This window comes from Comamonas terrigena NBRC 13299, from assembly GCF_006740045.1.
Classification (GTDB): domain Bacteria; phylum Pseudomonadota; class Gammaproteobacteria; order Burkholderiales; family Burkholderiaceae_C; genus Comamonas; species Comamonas terrigena.
Window position 1 is genome coordinate 1,871,553 of the sequence record NZ_AP019749.1, and the last position, 25,279, is coordinate 1,896,831.

General features: G+C 65.2%; 11 protein-coding genes and 1 pseudogene. 9 read left to right on the plus strand and 3 right to left on the minus strand.

Annotated features, from left to right (window positions below; genetic code table 11):
- Window positions 1-7: 7 nt before the first annotated feature.
- Together CT3_RS08655 and CT3_RS08660 are read right to left on the minus strand one after the other, a co-directional pair.
- The gene (locus tag CT3_RS08655; protein ID WP_045266294.1) at window positions 8-835 is read right to left on the minus strand and encodes a MetQ/NlpA family ABC transporter substrate-binding protein; all 828 of its coding nucleotides are present in this window, start codon (window positions 833-835) and stop codon (window positions 8-10) included.
- A gap of 75 nt (window positions 836-910) precedes the next feature.
- Window positions 911-1,744 carry a VOC family protein gene (locus CT3_RS08660; RefSeq protein WP_083520367.1) on the minus strand — a complete coding sequence of 278 codons (834 nt, stop codon included), beginning with the start codon at window positions 1,742-1,744 and terminating at the stop codon, window positions 911-913.
- 300 nt (window positions 1,745-2,044) lie between these two features.
- Between CT3_RS08660 and CT3_RS08665 the strand changes: the two genes are divergently transcribed.
- The 9 genes and pseudogenes from CT3_RS08665 (at window position 2,045) to CT3_RS08700 (ending at window position 24,018) form a co-directional block, all read left to right on the plus strand.
- Window positions 2,045-3,661 (plus strand): TIGR04028 family ABC transporter substrate-binding protein, encoded by a 1,617-nt coding sequence (locus tag CT3_RS08665; RefSeq protein ID WP_225608615.1) that lies wholly within the window; start codon window positions 2,045-2,047, stop codon window positions 3,659-3,661.
- A gap of 12 nt (window positions 3,662-3,673) precedes the next feature.
- Window positions 3,674-4,612 (plus strand): ABC transporter permease, encoded by a 939-nt coding sequence (locus CT3_RS08670; RefSeq protein ID WP_066534887.1) that lies wholly within the window; start codon window positions 3,674-3,676, stop codon window positions 4,610-4,612.
- 4 nt (window positions 4,613-4,616) lie between these two features.
- Window positions 4,617-5,597, plus strand: coding sequence for an ABC transporter permease (locus CT3_RS08675; protein ID WP_066536089.1), 981 nt, complete (start codon window positions 4,617-4,619; stop codon window positions 5,595-5,597).
- Complete coding sequence (locus tag CT3_RS08680) at window positions 5,594-7,351, plus strand: dipeptide ABC transporter ATP-binding protein (protein WP_083520366.1); 1,758 nt, start codon at window positions 5,594-5,596, stop codon at window positions 7,349-7,351. The genes CT3_RS08675 and CT3_RS08680 overlap by 4 nt, the downstream gene beginning before the upstream one ends.
- Window positions 7,284-8,372 (plus strand): putative FMN-dependent luciferase-like monooxygenase, encoded by a 1,089-nt coding sequence (locus CT3_RS08685; RefSeq protein ID WP_066534883.1) that lies wholly within the window; start codon window positions 7,284-7,286, stop codon window positions 8,370-8,372. Before CT3_RS08680 ends, CT3_RS08685 begins: the two co-directional genes overlap by 68 nt.
- A 13-nt stretch (window positions 8,373-8,385) precedes the next feature.
- A pseudogene (locus tag CT3_RS21530) lies at window positions 8,386-8,979 on the plus strand (CMD domain protein); the annotation flags it as partial.
- Window positions 8,980-9,117: 138 nt separating this feature from the next.
- The gene (locus CT3_RS21535) at window positions 9,118-9,693 is read left to right on the plus strand and encodes an alkylhydroperoxidase domain protein (RefSeq protein WP_218568129.1); all 576 of its coding nucleotides are present in this window, start codon (window positions 9,118-9,120) and stop codon (window positions 9,691-9,693) included.
- 614 nt (window positions 9,694-10,307) lie between these two features.
- A complete protein-coding gene (locus tag CT3_RS08695) occupies window positions 10,308-12,029 on the plus strand; it encodes a ShlB/FhaC/HecB family hemolysin secretion/activation protein (protein ID WP_172591821.1) in 1,722 nt (573 codons plus the stop codon).
- A 73-nt stretch (window positions 12,030-12,102) separates the two neighbouring features.
- Window positions 12,103-24,018, plus strand: a complete 11,916-nt coding sequence (locus CT3_RS08700; RefSeq protein ID WP_141891742.1) for a two-partner secretion domain-containing protein — start codon at window positions 12,103-12,105, stop codon at window positions 24,016-24,018.
- A 227-nt stretch (window positions 24,019-24,245) separates the two neighbouring features.
- Here the strand turns inward: CT3_RS08700 and CT3_RS08705 are convergent, their stop codons facing one another.
- A complete protein-coding gene (locus CT3_RS08705) occupies window positions 24,246-25,175 on the minus strand; it encodes a LysR family transcriptional regulator (protein ID WP_066534873.1) in 930 nt (309 codons plus the stop codon).
- Window positions 25,176-25,279: the final 104 nt, after the last annotated feature.

Genomic DNA, 25,279 nt, shown 5'->3' on the forward strand with positions numbered 1-25,279 from the left:
GGCTCTCTCAGAACGCGGGAATCACCGAGCCCTGGTATTTCTGCAGGATGAACTGGCGCACCGGTTCGGACTGGTAGGCGGCCACCAGCTGTTTGGCCCAGGGGGTGTCCTGGTCCTTGGCGCGCACGGCAATGAGGTTGGTGTAGGGGTTGCGCTCGCGCTTTTCCACGGCAATGCCGTCGCGGGTGGCGACCAACCCCGCCTGGTAGGCAAAGCTGTTGACGATGGCGGCGGCGGCCAGGTCATCCAGCGAACGGGCCAGCACCACCGAGGCCACTTCCACCAGCTCCACCTTCTGGCGCAGCGCGGTCACGTCGGCCAGGGAGGCGGTGCCGGTGAAAGGGTCGAAGCCAGGCTTGAGGTCCAGCACGCCCTGGTCGCGCAGCACCACCAGGGCGCGGGTCTGGTTACTCGGGTCGTTGGGGATGCCCACGCGCGCGCCGGCAGGCAGGTCGGCTAGGCGCTTGTACTTGCGGGAATAGAAGGCAATGGGGGAGATGTAGGTGTCACCTGCCGATACCAGCTGGTAGCCGCGCTGCTGGTTCTGGTCGCGCAGGAAGGGCTGGTGCTGGAAGGAGTTGGCTTCCAGATCGCCGTTGTGCACGCCTTCGTTGGGGCTGACCGAGCCGCTGAGCACCACGGGCTTGACGTTCAGGCCGCGTTCCTTGGCGACCTTGGTCACCACCTCCCAGATTTCCTCGTCCACACCGCCGCGCACGCCCACGCGGATCAGGGCCGGGGTGGTGGTGGCGGCCGTGGCCAGGGCGGAGAAGGTGCCGGCCGCAGCAGGCAGCAGGAAGGCAGCAGAGGTGCGCAGAAAGTCGCGTTTGTTCATGGTGGATCCGGTCGGTGGGATGGAATGGGAGGCAGTATCCCGAGCCACCGGGGCCCGGGCAACGAAGCTTTGCGGCTATGCAAATGCGCTTTGCGCATGAGCACCGGGGTGCGCGGCGGGATGAGCGGAGGTGCCGGTGCCGGGGTAGGCGATCAGCTCCAGCCGGGTGCCATGGGTGTTGCCATGCACCACGGGCCCCAGAGGGTTGGCCTGCGTGGTGTGCAAGGCGATGGCAAACGGGCCTTCGCCTTGCAGGGCCAGCCGCTGGGCGGCTTCAGGGCTGGCGCTGGCGGATTCCAGCTTCAGCACGGTGCCGCCCAGCTGCAGGCTGGCAGCGCCTTCGGCAGGGACCGGGGCATCCGTCAGGCCCAGCAGGGCACGGTAGCGTTCCAGTGTGGCGGCCACGTCGTGCACGGCCACGTGCAGCTGGGCGACGCCCTGCACGCCATTGGCGTGCTCACGCACCGGGCCTTCAGGCACGCGCAGGGCGCGGGGTGTGACATCGCCGCACAGGAAAGGCAGATCGGGCGTGGCCGGGCGGGCGTTTTGCCAGCGCAGCTCCACCCCGTCGGGGCGCAGCCGCCCGCCATCGACCGGGGGCTGGTAGGCCAGGCCGCGCGACAGCGCCTGTGCCACCACCTGCGGCGTGGTGCCGGGCAGCAAGGCAAAGTCCACGATGCCGGGGCCAAAGCGGCTGAGCTTGGGCCACCAGGGGTGGGCTTCTTCCGGGCCTTTCCAGGCGATCAACTCAAAGTAGGAGCCGTCCTGGAACACCACCAGTGCGTTGTGGGTGGCGCGGCCCGGGTGGTCCCCGCCCGGGGTGACGGTGAATCCCAGATTGCGGTAGTCGTGGATGGCGGTGTGCAGATCGTGCACGGCAATCACGATGTGGTCCAAAGGCAGTGACATGGGAGGCTTTCTCTGAGGTGGGAAAGCGCCATGCTCGCGCGGCTGCGGGCGGGCGGCAAATACGGAATACGGCTTTGGTTATGCGGTTTGTGCCGGGCGCTGCATATCTGCTGGCCGCATATCCAAGTGCGAAAACAGAGGTTCAAAAAGGCGAGCGGAATTCCTAGCATTCAGGCCATCTGGAAGGTTTCCCTTGGAGTCTTCCGACTCTTGCATAACAGCGCCTCAATGGCATGAAGGATGGATGGTCTCGTGCAACTGCAACGCAAAAACAAACGTCAATGGTGGTGGCTGGCAGCCATGGCTGCGGGAGTCTGGGTGGCGGGATGCTCCCAGCAAAGCAGCACTTCGGAAGGCGCATCGGCAGGTGCTGCCGTACAGGGAGGGGAGCTGGTCTATCTGGAGCAGCAGGCCCACACCAATCTGTATCCGCCGGCCGGCGGCTTCTATCCCAACGGCGGTGTGCTCAACCAGATCACCGACAAGCTGACCTACCAGGACCCGAAGACGCTGGAAATCCAGCCCTGGATCGCCGAGTCCTGGGCCATCAATGACCAGGCCACGGAGTTCACGTTCAAGCTGCGTTCCGGCGTGACGTTCTCGGATGGCACGCCGCTGGATGCGGCGGCCGTGGCCAAGAACTTCGACACCTACGGTCTGGGCAACAAGGCGCTGAAGCTGCCGGTGTCCGAAGTGATCAACAACTACCAGCGCAGCGAGGTCGTAGACCCGCTGACGGTGAAGTTCTATTTCAGCAAGCCGTCGCCGGGGTTCCTGCAAGGCACGTCGGTGATCGGCTCGGGCCTGGTGTCGCTGGCCACGCTGGCACGGCCTTTCGAAGAGCTGGGTGATGCCACGCGCATCATCGGCTCCGGCCCCTTTGTGGTGGAGCGGGAGACACTGGGCAAGGAGCTGCTGTTCAAGGCGCGTGCCGACTACAAGTGGGGCCCTGCCAAGCATGCGCACCAGGGCCGTGCGCGCCTGGACAGCATCCGTCTGGTGGTCACGCCCGAGGACAGCGTGCGCATTGGCGCGCTGCTGTCGGGCCAGGCGGGCCTGATCCGCCAGGTGCAGGCCTATGACGAGAAGCGCGTGCAGGAACAGAACTTCCAGATCTACGCGCCTTCCACCCGCGGGGTGAACAACAGCATTGCCCTGCGCCCGGACAACGCCCTGGTGGCCGATCTGCGCGTGCGCCAGGCGCTGCTGCATGGGACGAACACCGCCGAAGTGGTGCAGACCCTGTTCTCGGCCAACTACCCGCAGGCCACTTCGGTGATCGCCAAGTCCGCCGCAGGGTACGTGGACCTTTCTGCCGATCTGAAGTTCGATCCGCAGCAGTCGCAGCGCCTGCTGGACGAAGCCGGCTGGACCTTGGGGGCCAACGGCCTGCGGCAGAAGGACGGTCAGGAGCTGGTGCTGACGGCCTATGAATCCCTGCCGCAGCCGCAGAACAAGGAAACCCTGCAGCTGGTGGCGCAGCAGTGGGGCAAGCTGGGGGTCAAGCTCAATGTGCTGGCCGGTGATGCGGGCAGCAAGACGCTGGACAGCCTGGATCCGGCCAAGACCCCGGTCGCGCCGGGCATGGTGGGGCGCGCAGATCCGGATGTGATCAAGAGCAACTACTACCCCACGAACCGCAATGTGCTGCTGCAAAAAGGCGGTGTGAGCCAGAAGGTCAACAGCTTTGTGGATGACAAGCTCAACGGCCTGCTGGACGCGATTGCGGCCGAGACCGACGCCGCCAAGCGCCTGCAGCTTACCGGGGACGTGCAGCGCTATTTGATTGCCCAGGCCTATGTGATTCCGATCTTCGAGGAGCCCCAGGCCTTTGCCGGTGCCACGACGGTCAAGGATGTCGGGTTCGAGGCCGTGGGCCGACCCAGCTTCTATGCCACCTGGCTGGCCAAGCCCTAAGCGGAGGCGCGCATGACGGCATATCTGTTGCGGCGCACCGGCCAGGCACTGCTGGTGCTGTGGGCAGCGTTCTCGGTCTCGTTCGTGCTGCTGCAGCTGATGCCAGGGGATGCGGTGCTGATCAAGTTCCTGAACCCCGATCTGGGGCTGGGGCCGGAGCAGATTGCCGATATCCAGGCCGCCTATGGCGCGGACCAGCCGGTCTGGCGCCAGTACCTGCACACCTTGGGGCAGTTTCTGACGGGCCATTTCGGCTATTCGCTGCAGGCCGGGGTGCCGGTCAGCGAAGGGCTGGCCACCAACCTGCCGCCCACACTGCGCCTGGCGGCGCTGGGGCTGGCTGCGGCACTGCTGCTGGCCCTGGGCCTGGCGCTGGCCGCCAGCGTGGTGCGGGTGCGGGCCGTGCGTGCGCTGCTGCAGTCGCTGCCCTCGCTGTTCGTATCGATCCCGGTGTTCTGGCTGGGCATCATGCTGATCCAGTGGGTGTCGTTCCGCTGGGGCTGGGTGCCGGTGATCAATCCCGGGCCTTGGCAGGGGCTGATCCTGCCCACGCTGACGCTGGCCGTACCCATTTCTGCGCCGCTGGCGCAGATCCTGATGCGCAATCTGGATGCCGCGCTGGCACAGCCCTATGTAGCCGTGGCGCGCGCCAAAGGTGCCTCGCAGCTGCATGTGCTGCTGCGCCATGCCGCACGCAATGCCTTGCTGCCCGTGCTGACCATGACTGGCGTGCTGTTCGGCGAGCTGCTGGCCGGCGCCGTGGTGACCGAGGCGGTGTTCGGCCTCAACGGACTGGGCAGCCTGACCCAGCAGGCCGTGGGCAACCAGGACACGGCGGTATTGCAGGCCGTGGTCATGGTGTCTGCCGCGGCCTTTGTGACCATCAACCTGATCGTGGACCTGCTTTATCCCTGGCTGGATCCACGGCTTCGCCATGCGGCAGGAGGCTGACGCGATGAATGCATTGACACACAACGAAGGGCTGGCGCTGCGCGCACCGGCAGCGGATCCCTTGCAGGGCACCGTGCCGCAAGTTGCCGTGGCGGCAGCAGCGGCCACAGCGGCTACCGCGCCTGCTGCATCCGCCCGTGCACGTCCATGGGCGCAGGGCCTTGGCCTGGGCTTGCTGCAGCAGCGCGCACGGCAGGTGCCGCCGGGCCTGTGGCTTGCCTGGACGGTGCTGGCCGTGGTGCTGCTGTGGGCCTTGGTGCCCGGCTGGTTCAGCAGCCACGACCCCCTGGTGGGGCTGGCGGGCCAGCAGCTGCGCGCACCGGGTGCCGGCCATTGGCTGGGCACGGATGCGCTGGGGCGCGATGTCTGGGCCCGGGTGGTACATGGTGCCGTGCATTCGCTGTCCGGCGCGCTGGTGGCCGTGGGGGTGGGCCTGGTGGCCGGCACCGCGCTGGGCCTGATCGCGGGCGCCGTGGGCGGCCGCACCGACGAGGCGCTGATGCGGGTGGTGGATGTGCTGCTGGCCGTGCCGTCGCTGCTGCTGTCGCTCACCATCATCATCGTGCTGGGCTTTGGCACGGTGAATGCGGCCATTGCCGTGGGGGTGGCGTCGGTGGCCAGTTTTGCGCGCCTGGTGCGCTCGGAAGTGGTGCGTGTGCGCCGCACGGAATATGTGGAGGCAGCCTTTGGCAGCGGCGGGCGCTTTGGCGCGGTGCTGTGGCGCCATGTGCTGCCCAACTCGCTGACCTCGGTGGTGGCGCTGGCGGCGCTGCAGTTCGGCACGGCGATTCTGGCCATCGCCACCCTGGGCTTTCTGGGCTATGGCGCGCCACCGCCCACGCCGGAATGGGGACTGCTGATCGCCGAAGGGCGCAATTACCTGTCCACGGCCTGGTGGCTGACATCGGCCCCGGGCCTGGTGGTGGTGGCCGTGGTGCTGGCGGTCAACCGCATCAGCGTGTCGCTGTCGGGAGCACGCGCATGAGTGCCTGGCAAATCTGGCGCCAGCGCCTGCTGCGCACGGCAGCGGCAGAGCCTGCCTCCGCCGCCGCGCCGATTCCGGCGGACGGCCCGTTGCTGGAAATCGACAACCTGCAAATCGCCTACCGGGAGGCGGATGGGCTGCGCACGGTGGTGCACGGCGTGTCGTTGAGCGTGCGTGCTGGTGAGGTGGTGGCGCTGGTGGGGGAGTCCGGCTCCGGCAAATCCACCACGTCGCAGGCCGCGATCGGGCTGTTGCCGGACAACGGCCGGGTGGTGGGCGGCAGCATCCGCCTGCTGGGGGAAGATGTGACCCATGCCGGCGAGGCGCAATGGCGCAGCCTGCGCGGCCGGGTGGTCAGCCTGGTACCCCAGGACCCGACGGCTTCGCTCAACCCCGTGCGCACCATCGGTGCGCAGGTGGCCGAAGTGCTGCAACTGCACGGCTGGCGCGATGCCGCTGCCGTGGAGCAGCAGGTGGTGGAGTTGCTGCGCAAGGTGGGTCTGTCGCGGCCGGAGCTGCGCTACCGCCAGTACCCGCACGAGCTGTCGGGTGGCATGAAGCAGCGGGTGCTGATTGCCATGGCCGTGGCGCTGAAGCCTGCGCTGATCATTGCCGATGAGCCCACCAGCGCGCTGGATGTGACCGTGCAGCGGCGCATTCTCGACCTGATCGACACCCTGCGCCGCGAGACCGGCACCGCCGTGCTGCTGGTCACCCACGATCTGGGGGTGGCGGCCGACCGGGCCCACCGCATTGTTGTGCTGCGCCAGGGGCGCGTGCAGGAAGCGGGTGAGACGCTGCAGGTGCTGCGCCAGCCGCAAAGCAGCTATGCGCGCCAGTTGCTGGCCGATGCGCCGGCCCTGTCTACGCCGGTGCTGCGCACGGCAGAGCCGGACGATGCCGCGCCGGTCACCGAATGGGCTGTGCAGGTGCAGGAGGTCGAGCACCACTTTCCCATGCCGGGCCAGCGGGAGCCGTTCAAGGCTGTGGACGGGGTGTCATTCCAGGTGCGGCGCGGCAGCACCCATGCCATTGTGGGAGAGTCCGGATCGGGGAAGACCACCACCATCCGCGCCCTGGTGGGGCTGCTGCGGCCCACGGCGGGGCAGATCCGCATTGCCGGAGAGGACGTGACCGCGCTGCGCGGCGAGGCTCTGCGCCAGTTCCGCCGCAAGGTGCAGCTCGTCTACCAGAACCCCTATGCCTCGCTGGACCCACGCCAGACCGTGTGGAACATTGTGGAGGAGCCGCTGCGCAACTTTGCGCCGCTGCCGGCCGCCGAGCGCCGCCAGCGTGTGCAGGCCACGCTGGAGCGCGTGGGGCTGGCGGCGGAGCTGCACCAGCGCCGCCCGCATGCCCTGTCGGGCGGCCAACGCCAGCGCGTGGCCATTGCCCGTGCCCTGGTGCTGCAGCCCGAGGTGCTGGTGCTGGACGAGGCTGTTTCCGCACTCGATGTGACGGTGCAGGCCCAGATCCTGCGCCTGCTGGAAACGCTGCAGCAGCAGCTGCAGCTGACCTATGTATTTGTCACGCACGACCTGTCGGTGGTGCGTCAGATCGCCCACACCGTCTCCGTGCTACAGCACGGCAAGGTGGTGGAGCAGGGCACGGTGGAGCAGGTGTTCCTGCATCCCCGCAGCCATTACACCCGTGAACTGATCGCCGCCATTCCCGGCACAAGGAGCATTGATTTTGTCCAATCCCACCACCACCCCGAAGAAACGCCTGGGCTACTTCAGCCGATTGCTGGATGACGCCTCTGCCGGCGAACGCTACCGCCTGGTGACCGAGCAGATCGCCCATGCCGAGGCGCTGGGCTTCGAGTCGGCCTGGGTCGCCCAGCACCATTTCCACGAACACGAAGGCGGCTTGCCTTCGCCGCTGGTGTTTCTGGCCCATGTGGCGGCGCGCACGCAGCGTATCCGCCTGGGGACGGGCGTGGTGACGCTGAGCATGGAAAACGCCATCCGGGTGGCGGAAGATGCCGCGGTGCTGGACCTGCTGTCCGGTGGCCGCCTGGAAGTGGGGCTGGGAACGGGCGGTACGGCCGAATCGTTCGAGGCCTTTGGCGTGGGCAGCCAGGAGCGGGGTGCGGTCTATGGCCGCAATCTGGATGTGCTGCGCGCCGCCTGGCGCGGTGATGCCTTGCAGGGTGGCGTGCGGGTCTACCCCGCAGCCCCGCATTTGCTGGGCCGCATCTGGCAGGCCACTTTCTCGGTGGAGGGCGGCCAGCGCGCCGGCGCGGCGGGCGAAGGCCTGATGCTGTCGCGCACCCAGCCCCGCCCTGACCATGCGCCCAAGCTGTCGCTCTCGGAGATCCAGAACCCCATCATCGATGCCTATCTGGCGGCACTGCCGGCCGGGCAGGCTCCGCGCATCCTGGGCTCGCGCACCCTGTTGGTGGCCGACCGCCGTGAAGACGCGCTGCACTGGGCCGAGACCGGTCTGCGCCGTCTGGCGGTGCGCCATGCCCATGCATCGGCCGGTCCATTCCCGCGTGTGGACCCCCAGGCGCCCCTGGAGCGGCTGATCGCAGCCTATGACGTGCACCTGGGCACGCCCGACGAGGTGATCGCCTCGCTGCAGGCCGATACGGCACTGGCGCGCACCACGGACCTGGTGTTCCAGGTGCATTCGATCGACCCGCCGCATGCGGCCATCCTGCGCTCGCTGGAGCTGACGGCCCGCATCGTTGCGCCTGCGCTGGGCTGGAGCGGCACCGCTGGCGCCGCGGCGGCACCGGCTGGCACCGAACGCGAATTGCAAGCGGCTTGAGAAAGGCAGAACCATGACAGAAATCGTGCATGCACCCGAAGCCACAAATGCGGGTACACAGACGGGTACCCATGCAGGCGCACAGACGGCACCGCCCGATGTGATCGACCTGCTGGCCGGTATTGCGCCAGGCGACTGGCTGGACCAGCTGCGCTGGTCGCGCCCGCAGACCCGTGATCAGGCGCAAAAAAGCCATGATGCGCTGTTTTCGCCTGCAGCCCCCGTGGCGGGGCAGGTCAGCGCAGCGGAGCGCCATGCGGTGGCCGCCTTTGTGGCCTTGCTGCACCAGCAGGCGGCGGTGGCGGATTTCCATCTGCAGGCCCTGGAACCCCTGGCGCCCACCTGGGCCCAGGCGGTGCGCCACGCCGCTGCCGTCGGCACGGTGCAAGGCCCGTACGGGCGCTTTCCCGAAGGGCCGCTGACGGTGGAAGACCGCGAAGGGCTGGAACTGCACCTGTCCGATACGCTGCGCACCGTGCTGGGGGGGCGGCTGCATGCCGCCTTGCGGCACGCGCATTTCCTGGTGTTCCATCCGCGGGATGCACAGCCGCAGCGCCTGCGCGCGCTGGAGGCTGCGGGCTGGTCGGCCGACGACATCGTGGTTCTGTCGCAGCTGGTGGCATTTCTCAGCTTTCAGATCCGGGTGGTGGCGGGGCTGGGGGTGCTGTCGGCGCACTGGGACACCACCGCTGCTGCTGCGGCACGCACCGGCGCGTCGCAGCCGGTGGCACCAGTGCACGAAGAGGTGGTGCCGGGCACGGCCCCGGTCGTGTTCACCCAGGCCGAGCTGGACTGGCAGCCCTGGCTGGCGCCGCTGGAAGAGGCTGCACTGACGCACCGCCACTATGACGGACTGGTGGATGCGGTGCGCGCCAAGTCGCCGTATTTCCGCTTGCTGGCACGCGACCCGGACACCTTGGGTGCGCGCACCCGCACCGACAAGGACATCTTCTACAACCCCGAAGCCGGCCTGCCACGGGCCGAGCGGGAGCTGGCTGCGGCGGCCACGTCGCGCCACAACGGCTGCATCTATTGCGCTTCGGTGCATGCCCGGTTCGCCAGCCATTTCGCCCGCCGCCGCGAGGATGTGCAGCGCCTGCTGGATGAAGGCGTGCACGCCGATCTGGGGGCGCGCTGGAATGCCATCGTGGACGCCAGTGTGGCGTTGACGGACACCCCGTCCCGGTACAACGCCTCCCATGTGGCCGCCCTGCGCACGCAGGGTCTGGATGCACAGGCCGCAGCCGATCTGCTGCACGCGGCGGCCTTCTTCAACTGGGCCAACCGGCTCATGCTGTCGCTGGGGGAACCCCGGTACTGAACAGATGGCAGGGGAGCGGGAGAGGGCGCATGCTACCGCACCTTGACTTTCCGCGCCTACTGTAATTTGCCTGTGCCCGCTACCCATGCGGGTGCGCCGGCCCATCCCACACCCCGCTGTGTTCTGCACAGCGGGGTTTTTTTGCTCTGGGCCGGGTTTGTGAGGGCCGGTGGACGGAGCTGCCTGGTGTCACGGTCCGCATGCATCGGGCGGTCCCAGGCCTCCCATTGCAGAAGTGTCAACGGGAGTCCGGCAGTGGCCTGGACCGGAATCTGGTTGCCTGACAGGCCGTGCAGTGTGGGTGGTTTGCACCGTGGGTCCTCCGCAAAAACTGCGCGAAATACCTAAGTTTTGTGATTGCTAGGTTTTTTCGAAACGGGTGAACTCGGGGTGTCTGTAACCAGGAGTTACTTAAGAGCGCACATGGAGCCCACGTGGTGGGGAGACCGGGGGGCCGGGCAGCAGCAGGTGGGCGTATTGCACCAAGGTGGTGCGGCTTGGCATGGGTCATGGGCTGCATGCGCGATGCGAGATGGATGTGGGTAGCTCCTGGATATGGACGACGGACGTACAGAAAAAAGAAATCGTTATCGCGACAGGCACAAGAGGCTCCCTTGCAAGTTCTTCGTTTTATCCAGTGCGGCATGGTCATCACCGCCGCGATGTTGTGCATGCACACGTATGCACAGACCTCTTCGGAATTGCAGCAGGCCACGCAAGATGCACAGCGGCAGCAGCAGTTGCAAGCGCAGCGTCTTCAGGAACAGTTGGCCAGAGATCGACTCAGCGCCTCTCCGCCGGCGCAGATCTCCATCACGCAGCCGGAGTCCGTCAGCAAGGACAACGGTGCATGCCGCGACATTCAGACGGTCCATGTGGACGGTGCCAGCCTGTTTTCACCAGCCGATCTGGACCGCATCACGCAGCCCTATCTGCAGCGTTGTCTGGGCGTCGGGCACATTGAGGCACTGCTGAGTGACATCACCCGTGCGTATGTCCAAAAAGGCTGGGTGGGGGTGAGAGCCTATTTGCCGCAGCAGGACCTGAGCGAGGGGCGGCTGAAGATTCTGGTGGTGGAAGGCAAGCTGTCCAAGATCCGGGTGGAGGATGGCGGCAAAAACAGCATTTCCGTGGGAACCATCGCTCCGGGCCTGGAAGGTGCGCCGCTCAATATCCGTGACCTGGAGCAGGCGCTGGACCAAGCCAATCGCCTGGCATCCAACAATGCCACGCTGGAAATGTTGCCGGGAAATACCCCGGGAGACAGCATTGTGGTGCTGCACAACAAGCCTACTTTTCCCTTGCACGCCTTGGTGAGCCTGGATAACCAAGGCTCCGAAAGTACCGGTGAATCCCAGGCCGGAGTGACAGTGTCGATAGACAATATCCTGGGTTTCAATGATTTTGTCAGCTACACCAAGCGCCGGACATTCCCTTTGGGTGACAAGCAGCGTCTGAGTGAATCAGACTCGATGACGTACATCATTCCATTTGGATATACCACCCTCAGTATCAATGGCAGTGTTTCGCGTTATGCCAGCTCTTTTTCTACCGCCAGTGGCACGCGCCTGAAAAACAGTGGTGACACCGATAGTTATTCGGTTCGGCTGGACCATGTCTTGTCGCGCAACGCGACCACGCGTTGGAATCTGTATTCCAACCTGACCGCCAAAGAATCCAAAAGCTATCTGGAAGACACGCTGTTGGAAGCGGCCAGCCGGAAAATGAGTGTTCTGGACGTGGGCGGTTCCGTCAATACGGTGGTGGCAGGTGGTTTTCTGTATCTGGACCTGGGCGTTTCGCAAGGTCTGAGATCTTTCGGTGCTTTGCGTGATGCCGATGGGCTCACCGCCAGCGATCCGCGTGCGCAGTTCAGGAAGTGGACATTCAGTGGGAATTTCTTCCGCCCATTCAAGGTGGGCGAGCAAGGGTTTGAATTCTCATCGCAATGGTCCTCCCAATATTCACACGATGTCCTGTATGGGACCGAACAGATCATGATCGGCAGCCTGTACTCGGTACGCGGCTTCAATCGAAGCTCACTTTCTGGGGACCATGGCTTTTTTGTCCGCAATGAAGTCGGGATGCGCCGTCCATTCGATCTGGCCGGTGTGACAGGAAGCGTACGCCCCTGGCTGGGTCTGGATTACGGGCGGGTCTACAGCCGCAACGAGGGCGTACCAGAAGGGGCGCTGACTGGCCTGGCGCTGGGTGTGCAATTCAATCTCCGCAACGGGATCAACGCCGACATACAGGCCACCAAGCCTTTATCCAAGCCCAATTTCATGCAGTTTGATCCTTTCAAGGTATGGCTGCGCCTGAGCGCCAGTATCTGAGCCGCATTTTCTGCCGATCAATCCCCAATAAATAGCTCAGGCAGTCTCCGTACTGCGGGCATGGACGTACAAAATGAACAATAAAGCTTACCGCGTGATCTGGAGTGAAGAACTCTGTACCTATGTGGCCGTACCGGAGTTTGCCCGGGCATGCGGAAAACGCAGCAGCTCCGTGGTTTTGGCGGCTGCCAGCAGCCTGGCAGTCTTCTTCATGCAATCTGCAGCTGCCCAGGTGAGCGTGTCGTCAGGGAATACGCAGGCTTATTCGGGGCTCAATGGGGTGACGGTGGTGGATATTGCCACCGCCAATGCCAATGGTCTTTCCCACAACAAGTACAACCAGTTCAATGTGGATGCCAAAGGATTGGTGCTGAACAACAATGCGCTGACCTCACCGATCCAGTCCAATCTGGCGGGGCAGGTCGAGCGGAACATGAACCTCAATGCCGCGGCCAAGGTCATCCTGAATGAAGTGGTGATGCAAAATCGTTCCACGCTGCAAGGCTATATGGAGGTGGCGGGGACGCGTGCGGATGTGATTGTGGCCAACCCCTGGGGTATTACCTGCAGCGGCTGCGGGTTCATCAATACCGACCGGGCCATGCTGACCACAGGCACACCGAATATTGCGCAGGATGGCAGTATTTCCAGTTTCAGAACCAACCAGGGCGATATTCTGATCAATGGCCGTGGTCTGAATGGCAACAGCGTCAATATCCTGGATATCGTGGCGCGCTCGGTGGTGCTGGACGGGCAGGTCAATGCCAACGACCTCAAGCTGGTGGTGGGCAATAACGAATTCAGCTATGCCACCCGCGTGGCCAATGCGGTCACCGCCTCCGGCGCACCGACCGTGGCATATGCCATTGACTCCACCATTCTGGGTGGGGCCTATGCCAACAAGATCGACATCATTGCGACCGAGCAGGGCGTGGGCGTGCGCATGCTGGGGGATGTGGCTGCGACCGGCAGCGATTTCACATTGACCGCGGCAGGCAAGATCGAGCTGCAGTCCAACATCAGCGCAGCGCGCAACGCTGCCATCACCAGCACCGCCAGCGGCACGGATGCCATTCATAGCCAAGGGGCCAGCCTGAGTGCCGGCCAGAACCTGAGTCTCAGCGCCACAGCCGGTCAGGTGCATCTGAGCGAAGGCGCCCTCCATGCGGGACAGGATCTGCAGATCAGCGCCAAGGCGCTGGCTGACACCGCTTCTGCCGAGGCCAAGCGCTTTGCCAGCCGCAACCAGACCTGGCAGATCGAAGACCATGCCGACATCAACGGTGGCCAGATCGGTGCTGGTGCACGCCTGGATGTGACCGTGGGCAGTCTGGCCGTGGGGGACAAAGGCACTTCGCTCTACAGCGGCAGTGACGCTGCCGCTGCAGACCGCAGCCTGCAGCTGACCGCCACGCAGGGGGACCTCCAGCTGGGCTCTGCCTCCCTGGTCTCGCCAGGCGCATTGAGCGTGGAAGCGACTGCCGGCGAGATCACCGTTGGCGCAGCAGGCCGCATCCATGCCACCGCGCAACTGGATCTGGGTGCGGGCACGGCCATTCGCAACCAGGGCCAGATACTGGGCGCGACCCAGATCCATGTGCGCGCAACGGACGCCGAGACACTGCTGGACAACAGCGGGACGCTCCAGGCATCTGGTGACCTGGTGTTGGGCAATGCGGGGCAGATCGTTGACTTGAACAACAGCGGTACCTTGCTGACGGGTGCTTCCCTGCAGATTGAGGGCGGCCACCTCAGCAACACCGGCAGGGTGCAGGCGACCGATGCAACCACCATCCGGGCGGTCAGCCTGGACAACAATGCGCCTTCCGCAGCATGGCTGCTCTCGACCGAGAGCGGGCAGGCGGGCAGCATCCATCTCAGTGAAGGGCTGAACAACCAGGGCGCGCTGCAATCCGCGGGGGGACTATCGGTAGTTGCCGATGGTGCGATCCACAACAGCGGCAACCTGTCGGTCGCAGACGATGCGGCCTATGCGCTGACCCTGACGGGGAACTCCCTGCACAACAGCGGCAATATCGTGGGCTCCGGCACCACGACGCTGACAGGCACGGCCACCAGCGGTGCTGCCATTACCAACAGCGGCCAGATCCACACCACGGGTGAGCAACTGTCTCTGGTCACCGGCGGCGGCGCTATCGAGAACACCGGCAGCGGCAAGATTCTGGCCGACCAGGCTCTGACCCTGTCCAATGCAGCTGCCAACGCCGAGCTGACCAATGCAGGCCTGATCCAGAGCCTGGGCGCCATGGCGCTGGGCCAGGCGGGCCACACCTTCAACCTGCACAACAGCGGTGCGGACAGCACGGTGCTGAGCAACAGCACCCTGGCGATCAGCGGCGGCAGCATCACCAACAGCGGCACGCTGCAAGCCAAGAACGGCAGCACCATCACGGCTGCCAGCCTGGTCAACAACGCCGGTTCGGCGCTGACCACCTCCACAGCAGCGGGCGCTGACGGCAGCATCACCCTCGACGGTGACTTCACCAACGCCGGCACGGTGCAGTCCGCAGGAGGGCTGAACGTCAGCGCAGCCGACCACACCATCACCAACAGCGGTACGCTGCTGAGCGCAGGTGCTGCGGACAGCCTGCAACTGACAGGTGCTCAGCTGAACAACAGCGGAGCCATCAAGTCGGCCAATACCGCCACCCTCACCGCCACCCAGGCCAGCGGCAATAGCATCGACAACAGCGGCACCCTCTACAGCGTGGGCGCACTCACGCTGAACACCGGCGCCTCGCTTAACAACGCCGCCAGCGGCAAGATCCTGAGCGACAGCGCGATCAGCCTCGCCACCGCCGCCGCCAGCGCCAACCTCAGCAACGCCGGCCGCATCCAGAGTGGTGGCGCAATGGTGCTGGGCGCGGCGGACCACCGGTTCAATTTGAATAACAGCAATGCCAGCAGCGTCATCCTTGCCGGCTCCACGCTGACGTCCCACGGCGGTTCGCTGACCAACCTCGGCACCGTGCAGGCCACCACCGGCGCCACCGTGACCGCCACCAGCTTCACCAACAGCGGCAGCGACGCGGCCTTCATCGCCTCCACCGTCGACGGCGGCAACGGTACGCTCACCCTCAGTGGCGCTTTCGACAATGAAGGCACCCTGCAGTCGGCCGGTGGACTCACCGTCGCAGCCAGCGGCCAGACGCTGGACAACAGCGGCGTCATCTACGCCTCCGGCACCAGCGGCAGCCTGAGCCTCTCCGGCAGCCAGCTCAGCAACACCAGCACCGGCATCATCCAGGGCAATGGCAGCGTCGCCATCGACACCACGCTCGCCAGCGGCAACGGCCTGGACAACGCCGGCACGGTCTATAGCAAGGGTGCGCTCAACGTCACTGCGGCCGACGACATCGCCAACAGCGGCCAGCTGCTGGCCGATGGCAACCTCACCCTCGCCACCGGCAGCGCCCTGGCCGATCTCGCCAACAGCGGCCGCATCCAGAGCGGCGCTGCAATGGTGCTGGGCGCGGCGGATCACCGGTTCAACCTGAACAACAGCAACGCCAACAGCGTCATCCTTGCCGGCTCCACGCTGACGTCCCACGGCGGTTCGCTGACCAACCTCGGCACCGTGCAGGCCACCACCGGCGCCACCGTGACCGCCACCAGCTTCACCAACAGCGGCAGCGACGCGGCCTTCATCGCCTCCACCGTCGACGGCGGCAACGGTACGCTCACCCTCAGTGGCGCTTTCGACAATGAAGGCACCCTGCAGTCGGCCGGTGGACTCACCGTCGCAGCCAGCGGCCAGACGCTGGACAACAGCGGCGTCATCTACGCCTCCGGCACCAGCGGCAGCCTGAGCCTCTCGGGCAGCCAGCTCAGCAACACCAGCACCGGCATCATCCAGGGCAATGGCAGCGTCGCCATCGACACCACGCTCGCCAGCGGCAACGGCCTGGACAACGCCGGCACGGTCTATAGCAAGGGTGCGCTCAACGTCACTGCGGCCGACGACATCGCCAACAGCGGCCAGCTGCTGGCCGATGGCAACCTCACCCTCGCCACCGGCAGCGCCCTGGCCGATCTCGCCAACAGCGGCCGCATCCAGAGCGGCGCTGCAATGGTGCTGGGCGCGGCGGATCACCGGTTCAACCTGAACAACAGCAACGCCAACAGCGTCATCCTTGCCGGCTCCACGCTGACGTCCCACGGCGGTTCGCTGACCAACCTCGGCACCGTGCAGGCCACCACCGGCGCCACCGTGACCGCCACCAGCTTCACCAACAGCGGCAGCGACGCGGCCTTCATCGCCTCCACCGTCGACGGCGGCAACGGTACGCTCACCCTCAGTGGCGCTTTCGACAATGAAGGCACCCTGCAGTCGGCCGGTGGACTCACCGTCGCAGCCAGCGGCCAGACGCTGGACAACAGCGGCGTCATCTACGCCTCCGGCACCAGCGGCAGCCTGAGCCTCTCGGGCAGCCAGCTCAGCAACACCAGCACCGGCATCATCCAGGGCAATGGCAGCGTCGCCATCGACACCACGCTCGCCAGCGGCAACGGCCTGGACAACGCCGGCACGGTCTATAGCAAGGGTGCGCTCAACGTCACTGCGGCCGACGACATCGCCAACAGCGGCCAGCTGCTGGCCGATGGCAACCTCACCCTCGCCACCGGCAGCGCCCTGGCCGATCTCGCCAACAGCGGCCGCATCCAGAGCGGCGCTGCAATGGTGCTGGGCGCGGCGGATCACCGGTTCAACCTGAACAACAGCAACGCCAACAGCGTCATCCTTGCCGGCTCCACGCTGACGTCCCACGGCGGTTCGCTGACCAACCTCGGCACCGTGCAGGCCACCACCGGCGCCACCGTGACCGCCACCAGCTTCACCAACAGCGGCAGCGACGCGGCCTTCATCGCCTCCACCGTCGACGGCGGCAACGGTACGCTCACCCTCAGTGGCGCTTTCGACAATGAAGGCACCCTGCAGTCGGCCGGTGGACTCACCGTCGCAGCCAGCGGCCAGACGCTGGACAACAGCGGCGTCATCTACGCCTCCGGCACCAGCGGCAGCCTGAGCCTCTCGGGCAGCCAGCTCAGCAACACCAGCACCGGCATCATCCAGGGCAATGGCAGCGTCGCCATCGACACCACGCTCGCCAGCGGCAACGGCCTGGACAACGCCGGCACGGTCTATAGCAAGGGTGCGCTCAACGTCACTGCGGCCGACGACATCGCCAACAGCGGCCAGCTGCTGGCCGATGGCAACCTCACCCTCGCCACCGGCAGCGCCCTGGCCGATCTCGCCAACAGCGGCCGCATCCAGAGCGGCGCTGCAATGGTGCTGGGCGCGGCGGATCACCGGTTCAACCTGAACAACAGCAACGCCAACAGCGTCATCCTTGCCGGCTCCACGCTGACGTCCCACGGCGGTTCGCTGACCAACCTCGGCACCGTGCAGGCCACCACCGGCGCCACCGTGACCGCCACCAGCTTCACCAACAGCGGCAGCGACGCGGCCTTCATCGCCTCCACCGTCGACGGCGGCAACGGTACGCTCACCCTCAGTGGCGCTTTCGACAATGAAGGCACCCTGCAGTCGGCCGGTGGACTCACCGTCGCAGCCAGCGGCCAGACGCTGGACAACAGCGGCGTCATCTACGCCTCCGGCACCAGCGGCAGCCTGAGCCTCTCGGGCAGCCAGCTCAGCAACACCAGCACCGGCATCATCCAGGGCAATGGCAGCGTCGCCATCGACACCACGCTCGCCAGCGGCAACGGCCTGGACAACGCCGGCACGGTCTACAGCAAGGGTGCGCTCAACGTCACTGCGGCCGACGACATCGCCAACAGCGGCCAGCTGCTGGCCGATGGCAACCTCACCCTCGCCACCGGCAGCGCCCTGGCCGATCTCGCCAACAGCGGCCGCATCCAGAGCGGCGCTGCAATGGTGCTGGGCGCGGCGGATCACCGGTTCAACCTGAACAACAGCAACGCCAACAGCGTCATCCTTGCCGGCTCCACGCTGACGTCCCACGGCGGTTCGCTGACCAACCTCGGCACCGTGCAGGCCACCACCGGCGCCACCGTGACCGCCACCAGCTTCACCAACAGCGGTGCCAACTCGGCTTTCATCGTCTCCACGGTCGACGGCGGTGACGGCACGCTCACCCTCGGCGGCAACCTGGACAACTCTGGCAAGCTGCAATCTGCTGGCGGGCTGACGGTCAATGCCGGCAGCAACGGCATCACCAACCGCAGCGGCGCACTGATATCCGCCACCGGTGGTTCGGACACCCTCAGTCTCACCGCCAGCACCATCAGCAACAGCGGCACCATCCAGGGCGGCGGCGCCACCAGCCTGAGCGGCACCAGTACCAGCGCTACCGGCCTCACCAACGCCAGCGGCGCCACCCTCTACAGCGTGGGCACGCTGAACATCCAGTCCGGCAGGGACATCGACAACGCCGGCAGCATCATCGGCAGCGGCACCGTGCAGTTGAAAACCAGCAGCACCGTTTCAGGCACCGGCACCGTGAGCAACAGCGGCACGCTCCAGAGCGGCGGCAACATGAGCCTCATGCGCGATACCAGTGGCGCAATGGATATGACCCTGGCCAATGCCGCGACTGGCGTGATCCGCGCCGGCGGCTGGATGTATTACTACGGCAACAGCATCAACAACCAGGGGGCGATGCAGGCGGCCACCGGCATGAACCTGGAAAGCACTGGCACGCTGGTGAACGGCAGCGCGAGCAACAGCAGTGCTCTCATCCTAGCGGCCACCGGTACCGCCCAGTCCGGCTACCAGCAGATCAAGGCCACCTCGCTGGACAACTATGGCGCCATCCATTCGAACGACAATGTGACATTGCTGAGCACCGGCAGCGGCGGCATCACCAACCGCAATACCGGCGGCCTCTCCTCGCTGCAGACCCTGAGCCTGGACACCAGTGGTGCCGACAACATCAACAACCACGGCGCCCTCTATGGCGGCGCCGGCCTGAAGCTGACGGCCGCCGCGCGCACCATCTACAACCGGGAGGGCGCGACCATAGACAGCAACGGTACGCTCACCACCTCATCGGCCAACTTCTACAACTTCGCCACCGTCCGCGTCGCCGACGCCGGCATCACCACCAGCACCTACTTCTACAACGGCCCGGAGAACATGCCGACGAAGTATGTGGATACCGGCAACGTCATTGCCAAGAGTGGTATCAGCTCCTACTACAACTGGCAGGAAAGCAACTGCATTTATTGCAATGAGCAGTGGCTGAACCAGCAGTTCATCACCTACCGCGAAGTGCAGAGCGGTTCGCTGCCGACGGTTACGCCGCAGATCCTGGCCAGCGGCACGCTGACGGTGAATTACGGCGCCCAGGGGGTGAACCGGGTCGGCATCCTGTCCGGCAACGTGGTGAATCTCAGCGGCACCAACTTCGCCAACGAAGCCTTCTATCTCGACCAGGTGGTCTACGTCCGCCGCCAGAGCCATTACGAGACCGACTGCGTTACCTGCGACAAGAAGCACTACTACGCCTCGGCCTCTACCGAGGCGGACTGGGCGCGGATGGATCCGAGCTCGCCGTCCTACGACCCCGGCTACTACCGCAACTTCCACAACCCAGACCTGCGCTCGGACGAACAGGCGATGGACGCATCCCTGACCAAGGAATCCAGCCGCTCGCTCTACCAGACCGTGGCCAGCGCCTACGTCTATGCCACAACGCTGAACGTGACAGGCGGCTCGGTCACCAACAGCGGCTCGCCCCGTTCGGTGACGACCACCAGCTCCTCGCAGAGCGGCAGCTCCGCCGCCAATGGTGGCCTGGCCAACGGCGCCAGCGGCAGCAGCGCCGCCACCCACAACGGCACCTCCGGTGCCAGCGGCAGCAGCGCCACCACCCACAACGGCACCTCCGGTAGCAACGGCAGCAGCGCCGCCACGGCGGGCGGCACCTCCGGCGCGGCAGGCGTCGGCAGCGCCTCGTCCAGTACTTCCGGAACCAGCGGCACTTCCGCCACGAACACTAACGGAACTGCCGGCGCCAACGCCGCCAGCAGCGACTCGGCGGGGCCGGTGAGCGGCACCACCACCAAGACGGTGGTCGCGGCCGACGTGCTGTCCAAGACCCCGTCGATCGCACTGGGCGGCGTCACCATCAACTTCCCGACCAACCCCAACGGCTATTTCGTTCCAACCAAGAACCCGGAATCTGCCTACCTGATCGAAACCAATCCCCGTTTCTCGGTGGGCACGGCATCGGTGGGGTCGGACTATCTGGAAAAACGCCTGGGTTACAACCCGGATGTCAATATCAAGCGCCTGGGGGATGCCAATTACGAAGCGGAACTGATCCGCCAGCAGCTGATCAATGAGACCGGCCGGAATCTGCTGGCTGGCAACAGCAATGAGGCAGCTCAGATTCAGAGTTTCATGGACCATGCCGCCACCCAGGCAACGGCCCTGGGTCTGGAATATGGCAAGCCGCTCACGGCATCGCAGGTGGCCGGTCTGACCAGTGACATTGTCTGGATGGAAGTGATCGATGTGGGCGGCATCAATGTGCTGGCGCCACGCGTGTACCTGTCTGCCGCCAGCAAGGCGATGATCACCGGCGGCGCGGTGATGGCCGCCGACAATACCACCATGAACGTGAGCTCGCTCACCAACACCGGCGGGACCATCTCCGGCAGCAACAGCCTGAGCATCACCAGCCAGGGCGACATCACCAACACCAGCGGTACCCTCAGCGGCGGCAATGTCAGCCTGACCTCCACCGGCGGCGACATCATCAACCGCACGCTGGTCGAAGTGCATGGCGACAGCGCCGCCATGGCCACCACCATCGGCAAGACGGGGGTGATCTCCGCCACCGGCAACCTCGGCGTGACCGCTGTCAGCGGCAACATCAGCGTGCAGGGCGCCGGCGTGAGCGCCGGCGGCAACGCCACGCTGAAGGCCGGCCAGGCGATCACCTTCGACACCATCGTCGAAAAGGCCTCCAGCACCACCGCCGGCAGCTCGTCCAGCGGCTTCCTGGAAAGCGCCAGCAACACCACCACCACCGCTACCACGCGCAACATCGGCTCCACCGTCACCGTGGGCGGCACCCTGGGCCTGAGCAGCGGCAAAGATACCACCATCGCCGGCAGCACGGTAAGCGCTGGTGCCCTGGCGGTGGATGCCGGAGGAGACTTCAATGTGCTGGCGCGCCAGGATACCTCCACCACCCACAGCGTCAGCACCGCCTCCGGCGTCGGCGTGGGCGGCGGCGTCTACGGTATGGAGACCAAGACCACCGACAGCTTCAAGAGCACGTCGGCGGGCTCTGCGATCGATGTGACGGGCAATGCCACGATCACATCGGCAGGTACCACGACCTTGCAGGGCTCTGCCTTGAATGTGGGCGGTGATGCGAATATCACCAGCAAGCAGGGGATCCAGGTGGTGGATGCGGTGAACATCGACCGCACCAAGACCGTTACCGAAACCACGACGTTCCTGAAGCTCACGGATTCGTCGGATACGAAGACCGAGACAGAAGCCAAGGCGGGTGCTGCGCAGCAGAAAGCCAAGGCTTCGGCGTCTGCAGGTGCCGAAGCGTCGAATGAAAGCAGCCTGAGACTGATGGAGGCGTCGACCACGACCGAGACCAAGTCGGAGACCACCAGTGCCGGCTCCAGCTTGAATGTGGGCGGCAATCTGACGGCCAAGACGGATGGCACCTTGACGATCCAGGGCTCTAAGGTTAGCGCGGGAGGCGATGTGGCCCTGGAGGCCAAGAGCATCGATGTGCTGGCAGGGCGTAACGAGAAGGTGGAGACCTCTGACACCACGCGCACTTCCATCGGCTTTTATTCCGAGAGCAACGCCTCTGCCGAGGCGGAAGCCCAGGCCAGTGCCAAGGCGCGCGGCCTGGCGGCCAATGCGGGGGCATCTGCCGAGGCATCGGCCGGAGCATCGTCCACCTTGACGGTGGGCGCCAAGCATGAGCAGGAGTCCAGCTCGGAGCGCACGGTCACCAACACCTCATCCACCATCCAGAGCGGTGGGAACATGAGCATCACGGCCAAGGGGGATGCGACGTTTGTGGGGGCCACAGTGGAGTCCGGCGGCAATCTGGATGTGAGTGCGAAAAGCATCACCAACAAGGCGGCGCAAGACACCCAGGAAAAGACCACGTCCAGCAGTTCCCACCTGGCCGGGGTCTACATCGGCACCGCAGCGGAGGCCAATGTGGCGGCAGAGGCCAATCTGAGCGCGTCCACCGGCGTTGTGGTTGGAGGCGGGGCAGGCGACAAGGACAAGTCGGACAGCAAGGGCAGCACCAGCACGGCCGCAGGCAGCAAGGCCACAGCCAGCACCGCCAAGACAGGCAGTGACGACAAGACCGCAGCAGCCAAGGACTCCGGTGGTCTGCTGGATGAGACGGGCCTGAAGGCGGACGCGAGTGCCAGTGCCAGTGCCAGCGCGGAAGTGACGGCAGGCGTGCGCTACCAATACAAGCAAGAGAGCGAAACTGAGGGCTCCGTTACCCAGGTCACGAATTCGTTCACCGCCAAGGGCAGTATTACGCGCACCGCCACCGACACCATCACCGACCAGGGAACCCAGATGGAAGCGGGCAAGAACATCAACCAAACGGCGCGCGTGATCAACGATGAAGCGGTAAGCGATTCCACCTACAGCAGCAAGGACGCGCAAAGCCATGATGCCCGCATTGGTGCGTATGCCGGCGCATCTGCCAGTGCGAGCGCCAGCGTGGAGGGTAAGGCCAGCGTGACAGGGAAGGTTGAATCCGAAAAGCCCGAAGTGGAAGCAGGGGCCAGTGCGGGCCTGGGCGTGAAGGCCAGCTACACCGGCAGCATCTCTTCCGAGTCGGAATCTTCCACCACGGCGGTGACGTCCCGCTACAAGGCCGGCGGCGATATATCTTCGACCTCGCAAGAAAAGACCACGCTGAGCGGCACAGCGATAGAGGCCGGCGGTAACGTGAGCCTGGGGGCGGGTTCCTTGGACTACAACGCGGCCAAGGACACCAAGACCTCGAGCAAGAACGAGCACGACATTGCCGGCCAGGCCACGGTGCGTGTCATCGGTACAGCAGGTGCGGATGTGGGGCTGAGCTATGACGGCAGCATCGAAAGCGAAAGCGCAACGACGGCGCGTGCAGGCAGCATCAAATCGGGGGGCGACACCCGCATCACCACCAAGGGGGATGCGAATTTCACCGGTACGGATATCGCCAGCGGGGGCAAGACGGCGGTGAATGCCGGGGGCGATGTCAATTTCAATGCAGCGCAGAGCACCACGGATTCGGCTTCCCATGAGATTGGCGTGAGCGTCAACGTCAGCTCGAGCAAGAAGAGCGACTCCATTGGGGCAGAAGCCAACTACGACATGTCCATTGGATCGAGCAATACGGCCAAGGGATCCAGCATTACTTCGGGAGGCGGGGTGGAGATCAGCTCGGGTAAGAGCGTCACCTTGGAAGGCACGGGCATCGAGTCCAAGGGGGATGTCAGCATCAGCGCGCGTGACAAGGTCGATCTGAAAGCGGCTGTCAGCAGTGAAACCAATGTCGGTTTGGGCATTGGTGTGGCCGTGGAGGCGAAAACCAAGAAGGAGGGCGCCGCCCCGTCCAGCGCGGACAGCAAGTCGGACAACAAGACCGGGACTGACAGCACCAAAAAGGCCGAGCCGGCAAAGCAGGAGCAGACCACCAAGGCGGCAGAAGCCGGCAAAACTGCCGAAGATGGCGCCGAAGAGGACAAAAACAAAAAGAAGGCGGAAACCGGCGTTGGCGTGGACTTCTATTCTGGAACGGAGTCCACCAGCACCTCCATCTCTTCCACCGGCAAGATCAACATCAAGGCGGGCACTGTCGTGAACCAGGAAGCGAAGCTGGAAGGGGCTGAAGGCACGTCGGTGGCAGGCAAGCAGGTGCAGAAATCGGCGGTCAACGGCTCGATCTCGCTGGGGGTCAACGCAGGGGTTTCCACCGGGGATTGACCAACTCCGCGCGCGCTCTGCCGACAAGCCCGCAGCCTCCTGTTTGCCTTGTAGCAGGAGTGCCTGTGGGCTGTCTTCTCTGCCCGGAAGGCATTCCGGGTGGAAATGCCACATCCAAGCCCGGACACGGCCACAACGTGGCCGGTTTCGTGCGCCGTGCGGGGAGGATCGTAGGATGCCGGACACCATCGGATTGATGGTGATGGGGCATCAGCTTGGGCGTTGCACTATGTCTGGCGGATCCGGGCTGCCAGGCCACTGGTGGCGAACTCCTGAACGATGTAATCCACGAACACCCGGACCTTGGCCGGCACGAGCTTGCGGCTGGTGTAGTAGATCGACAGCGGCCGTGATTCGGCATACCAATCGGGCAGCACGCGCTCCAGCGCACCGCTTTCCAGCAGCGGCAACGCATGCGGCAGCGGCAGCAGGGCAATGCCCATGCCGGTGGCTGCAGCACGCGCCATGGCCTCGGGGTCGTCCATGACGATGGACGGGCGCACGCTGGCGACCAGTTCCTGGCCTTCCTTGCTTTTCAGAGCCCAGGGGATCAGGCGCCCGGTGGCCAAAGAGCGGCGCAACAAGCCGTGGTGGCGCGCCAGATCCTGCGGGTGCTGGGGGGCAGGATGGGCCTTGAGGTAAGCGGGCGCGGCCACCAGCACGATACGCAGGCGCGCGAGTTCCCGCGCAATCAGTGCATCGGTCAGCTCGATACCGCCGCCAATCGCGACGTCGAACCCTGCCGCCACGATGTCGACCTGGCGGTTGTCGAAATGCAGATCGGGCAGCACGTCGGGGTAGCGGTGCAGGAATTCGCCCAGCAACGGGACAATGTATTCACGGCCCACCGTGTGGGCCAGTGCCACCTTCAGCGTGCCCGCCGGCTTGCCTGCGCCCTGGCGCAGGTCGGTCAGGGCGTCGTTGATCTCGCTCCAGGGCAGGCGCACCTGGGCATACAGGCGCTCGCCATCGGTGGTGAGTGCAAGGTGGCGGGTGCTGCGCTGGAAAAGCCGCACCCCCAGCCGGACCTCCAACTGACCCACGCTTTTGCTGATGGCGGCGGGCGTCAGCCCCAGCAGGCGTGCGGCGGCCGAGAAACTGCCTTCATCGGCCGAGGTGATGAAGGCGTCGAGGTGGCTGCGCAGTTCGGTCAACATGGCGCAATCTTATACAAATGGTTGAAATTGAATGCTTTGTTTAATGACTACCAGAAATAGGTGAGCCGGCTCACACTGCAGCCATCAACCACTCCCTTTGAAAG

Excerpts from the sequence above, each read along its gene's own strand:
- CT3_RS08665 (WP_225608615.1), top strand. The coding sequence starts at position 2,045 with ATGGCTGCGGGAGTCTGGGTGGCGGGATGCTCCCAGCAAAGCAGCACT.
- CT3_RS08670 (WP_066534887.1), top strand. The coding sequence starts at position 3,674 with ATGACGGCATATCTGTTGCGGCGCACCGGCCAGGCACTGCTGGTGCTG.
- CT3_RS08655 (WP_045266294.1), bottom strand. The coding sequence starts at position 835 with ATGAACAAACGCGACTTTCTGCGCACCTCTGCTGCCTTCCTGCTGCCT.
- CT3_RS08700 (WP_141891742.1), top strand. The coding sequence starts at position 12,103 with ATGAACAATAAAGCTTACCGCGTGATCTGGAGTGAAGAACTCTGTACC.
- CT3_RS08675 (WP_066536089.1), top strand. The coding sequence starts at position 4,617 with ATGAATGCATTGACACACAACGAAGGGCTGGCGCTGCGCGCACCGGCA.
- CT3_RS08680 (WP_083520366.1), top strand. The coding sequence starts at position 5,594 with ATGAGTGCCTGGCAAATCTGGCGCCAGCGCCTGCTGCGCACGGCAGCG.
- CT3_RS08660 (WP_083520367.1), bottom strand. The coding sequence starts at position 1,744 with ATGTCACTGCCTTTGGACCACATCGTGATTGCCGTGCACGATCTGCAC.
- CT3_RS08705 (WP_066534873.1), bottom strand. The coding sequence starts at position 25,175 with ATGTTGACCGAACTGCGCAGCCACCTCGACGCCTTCATCACCTCGGCC.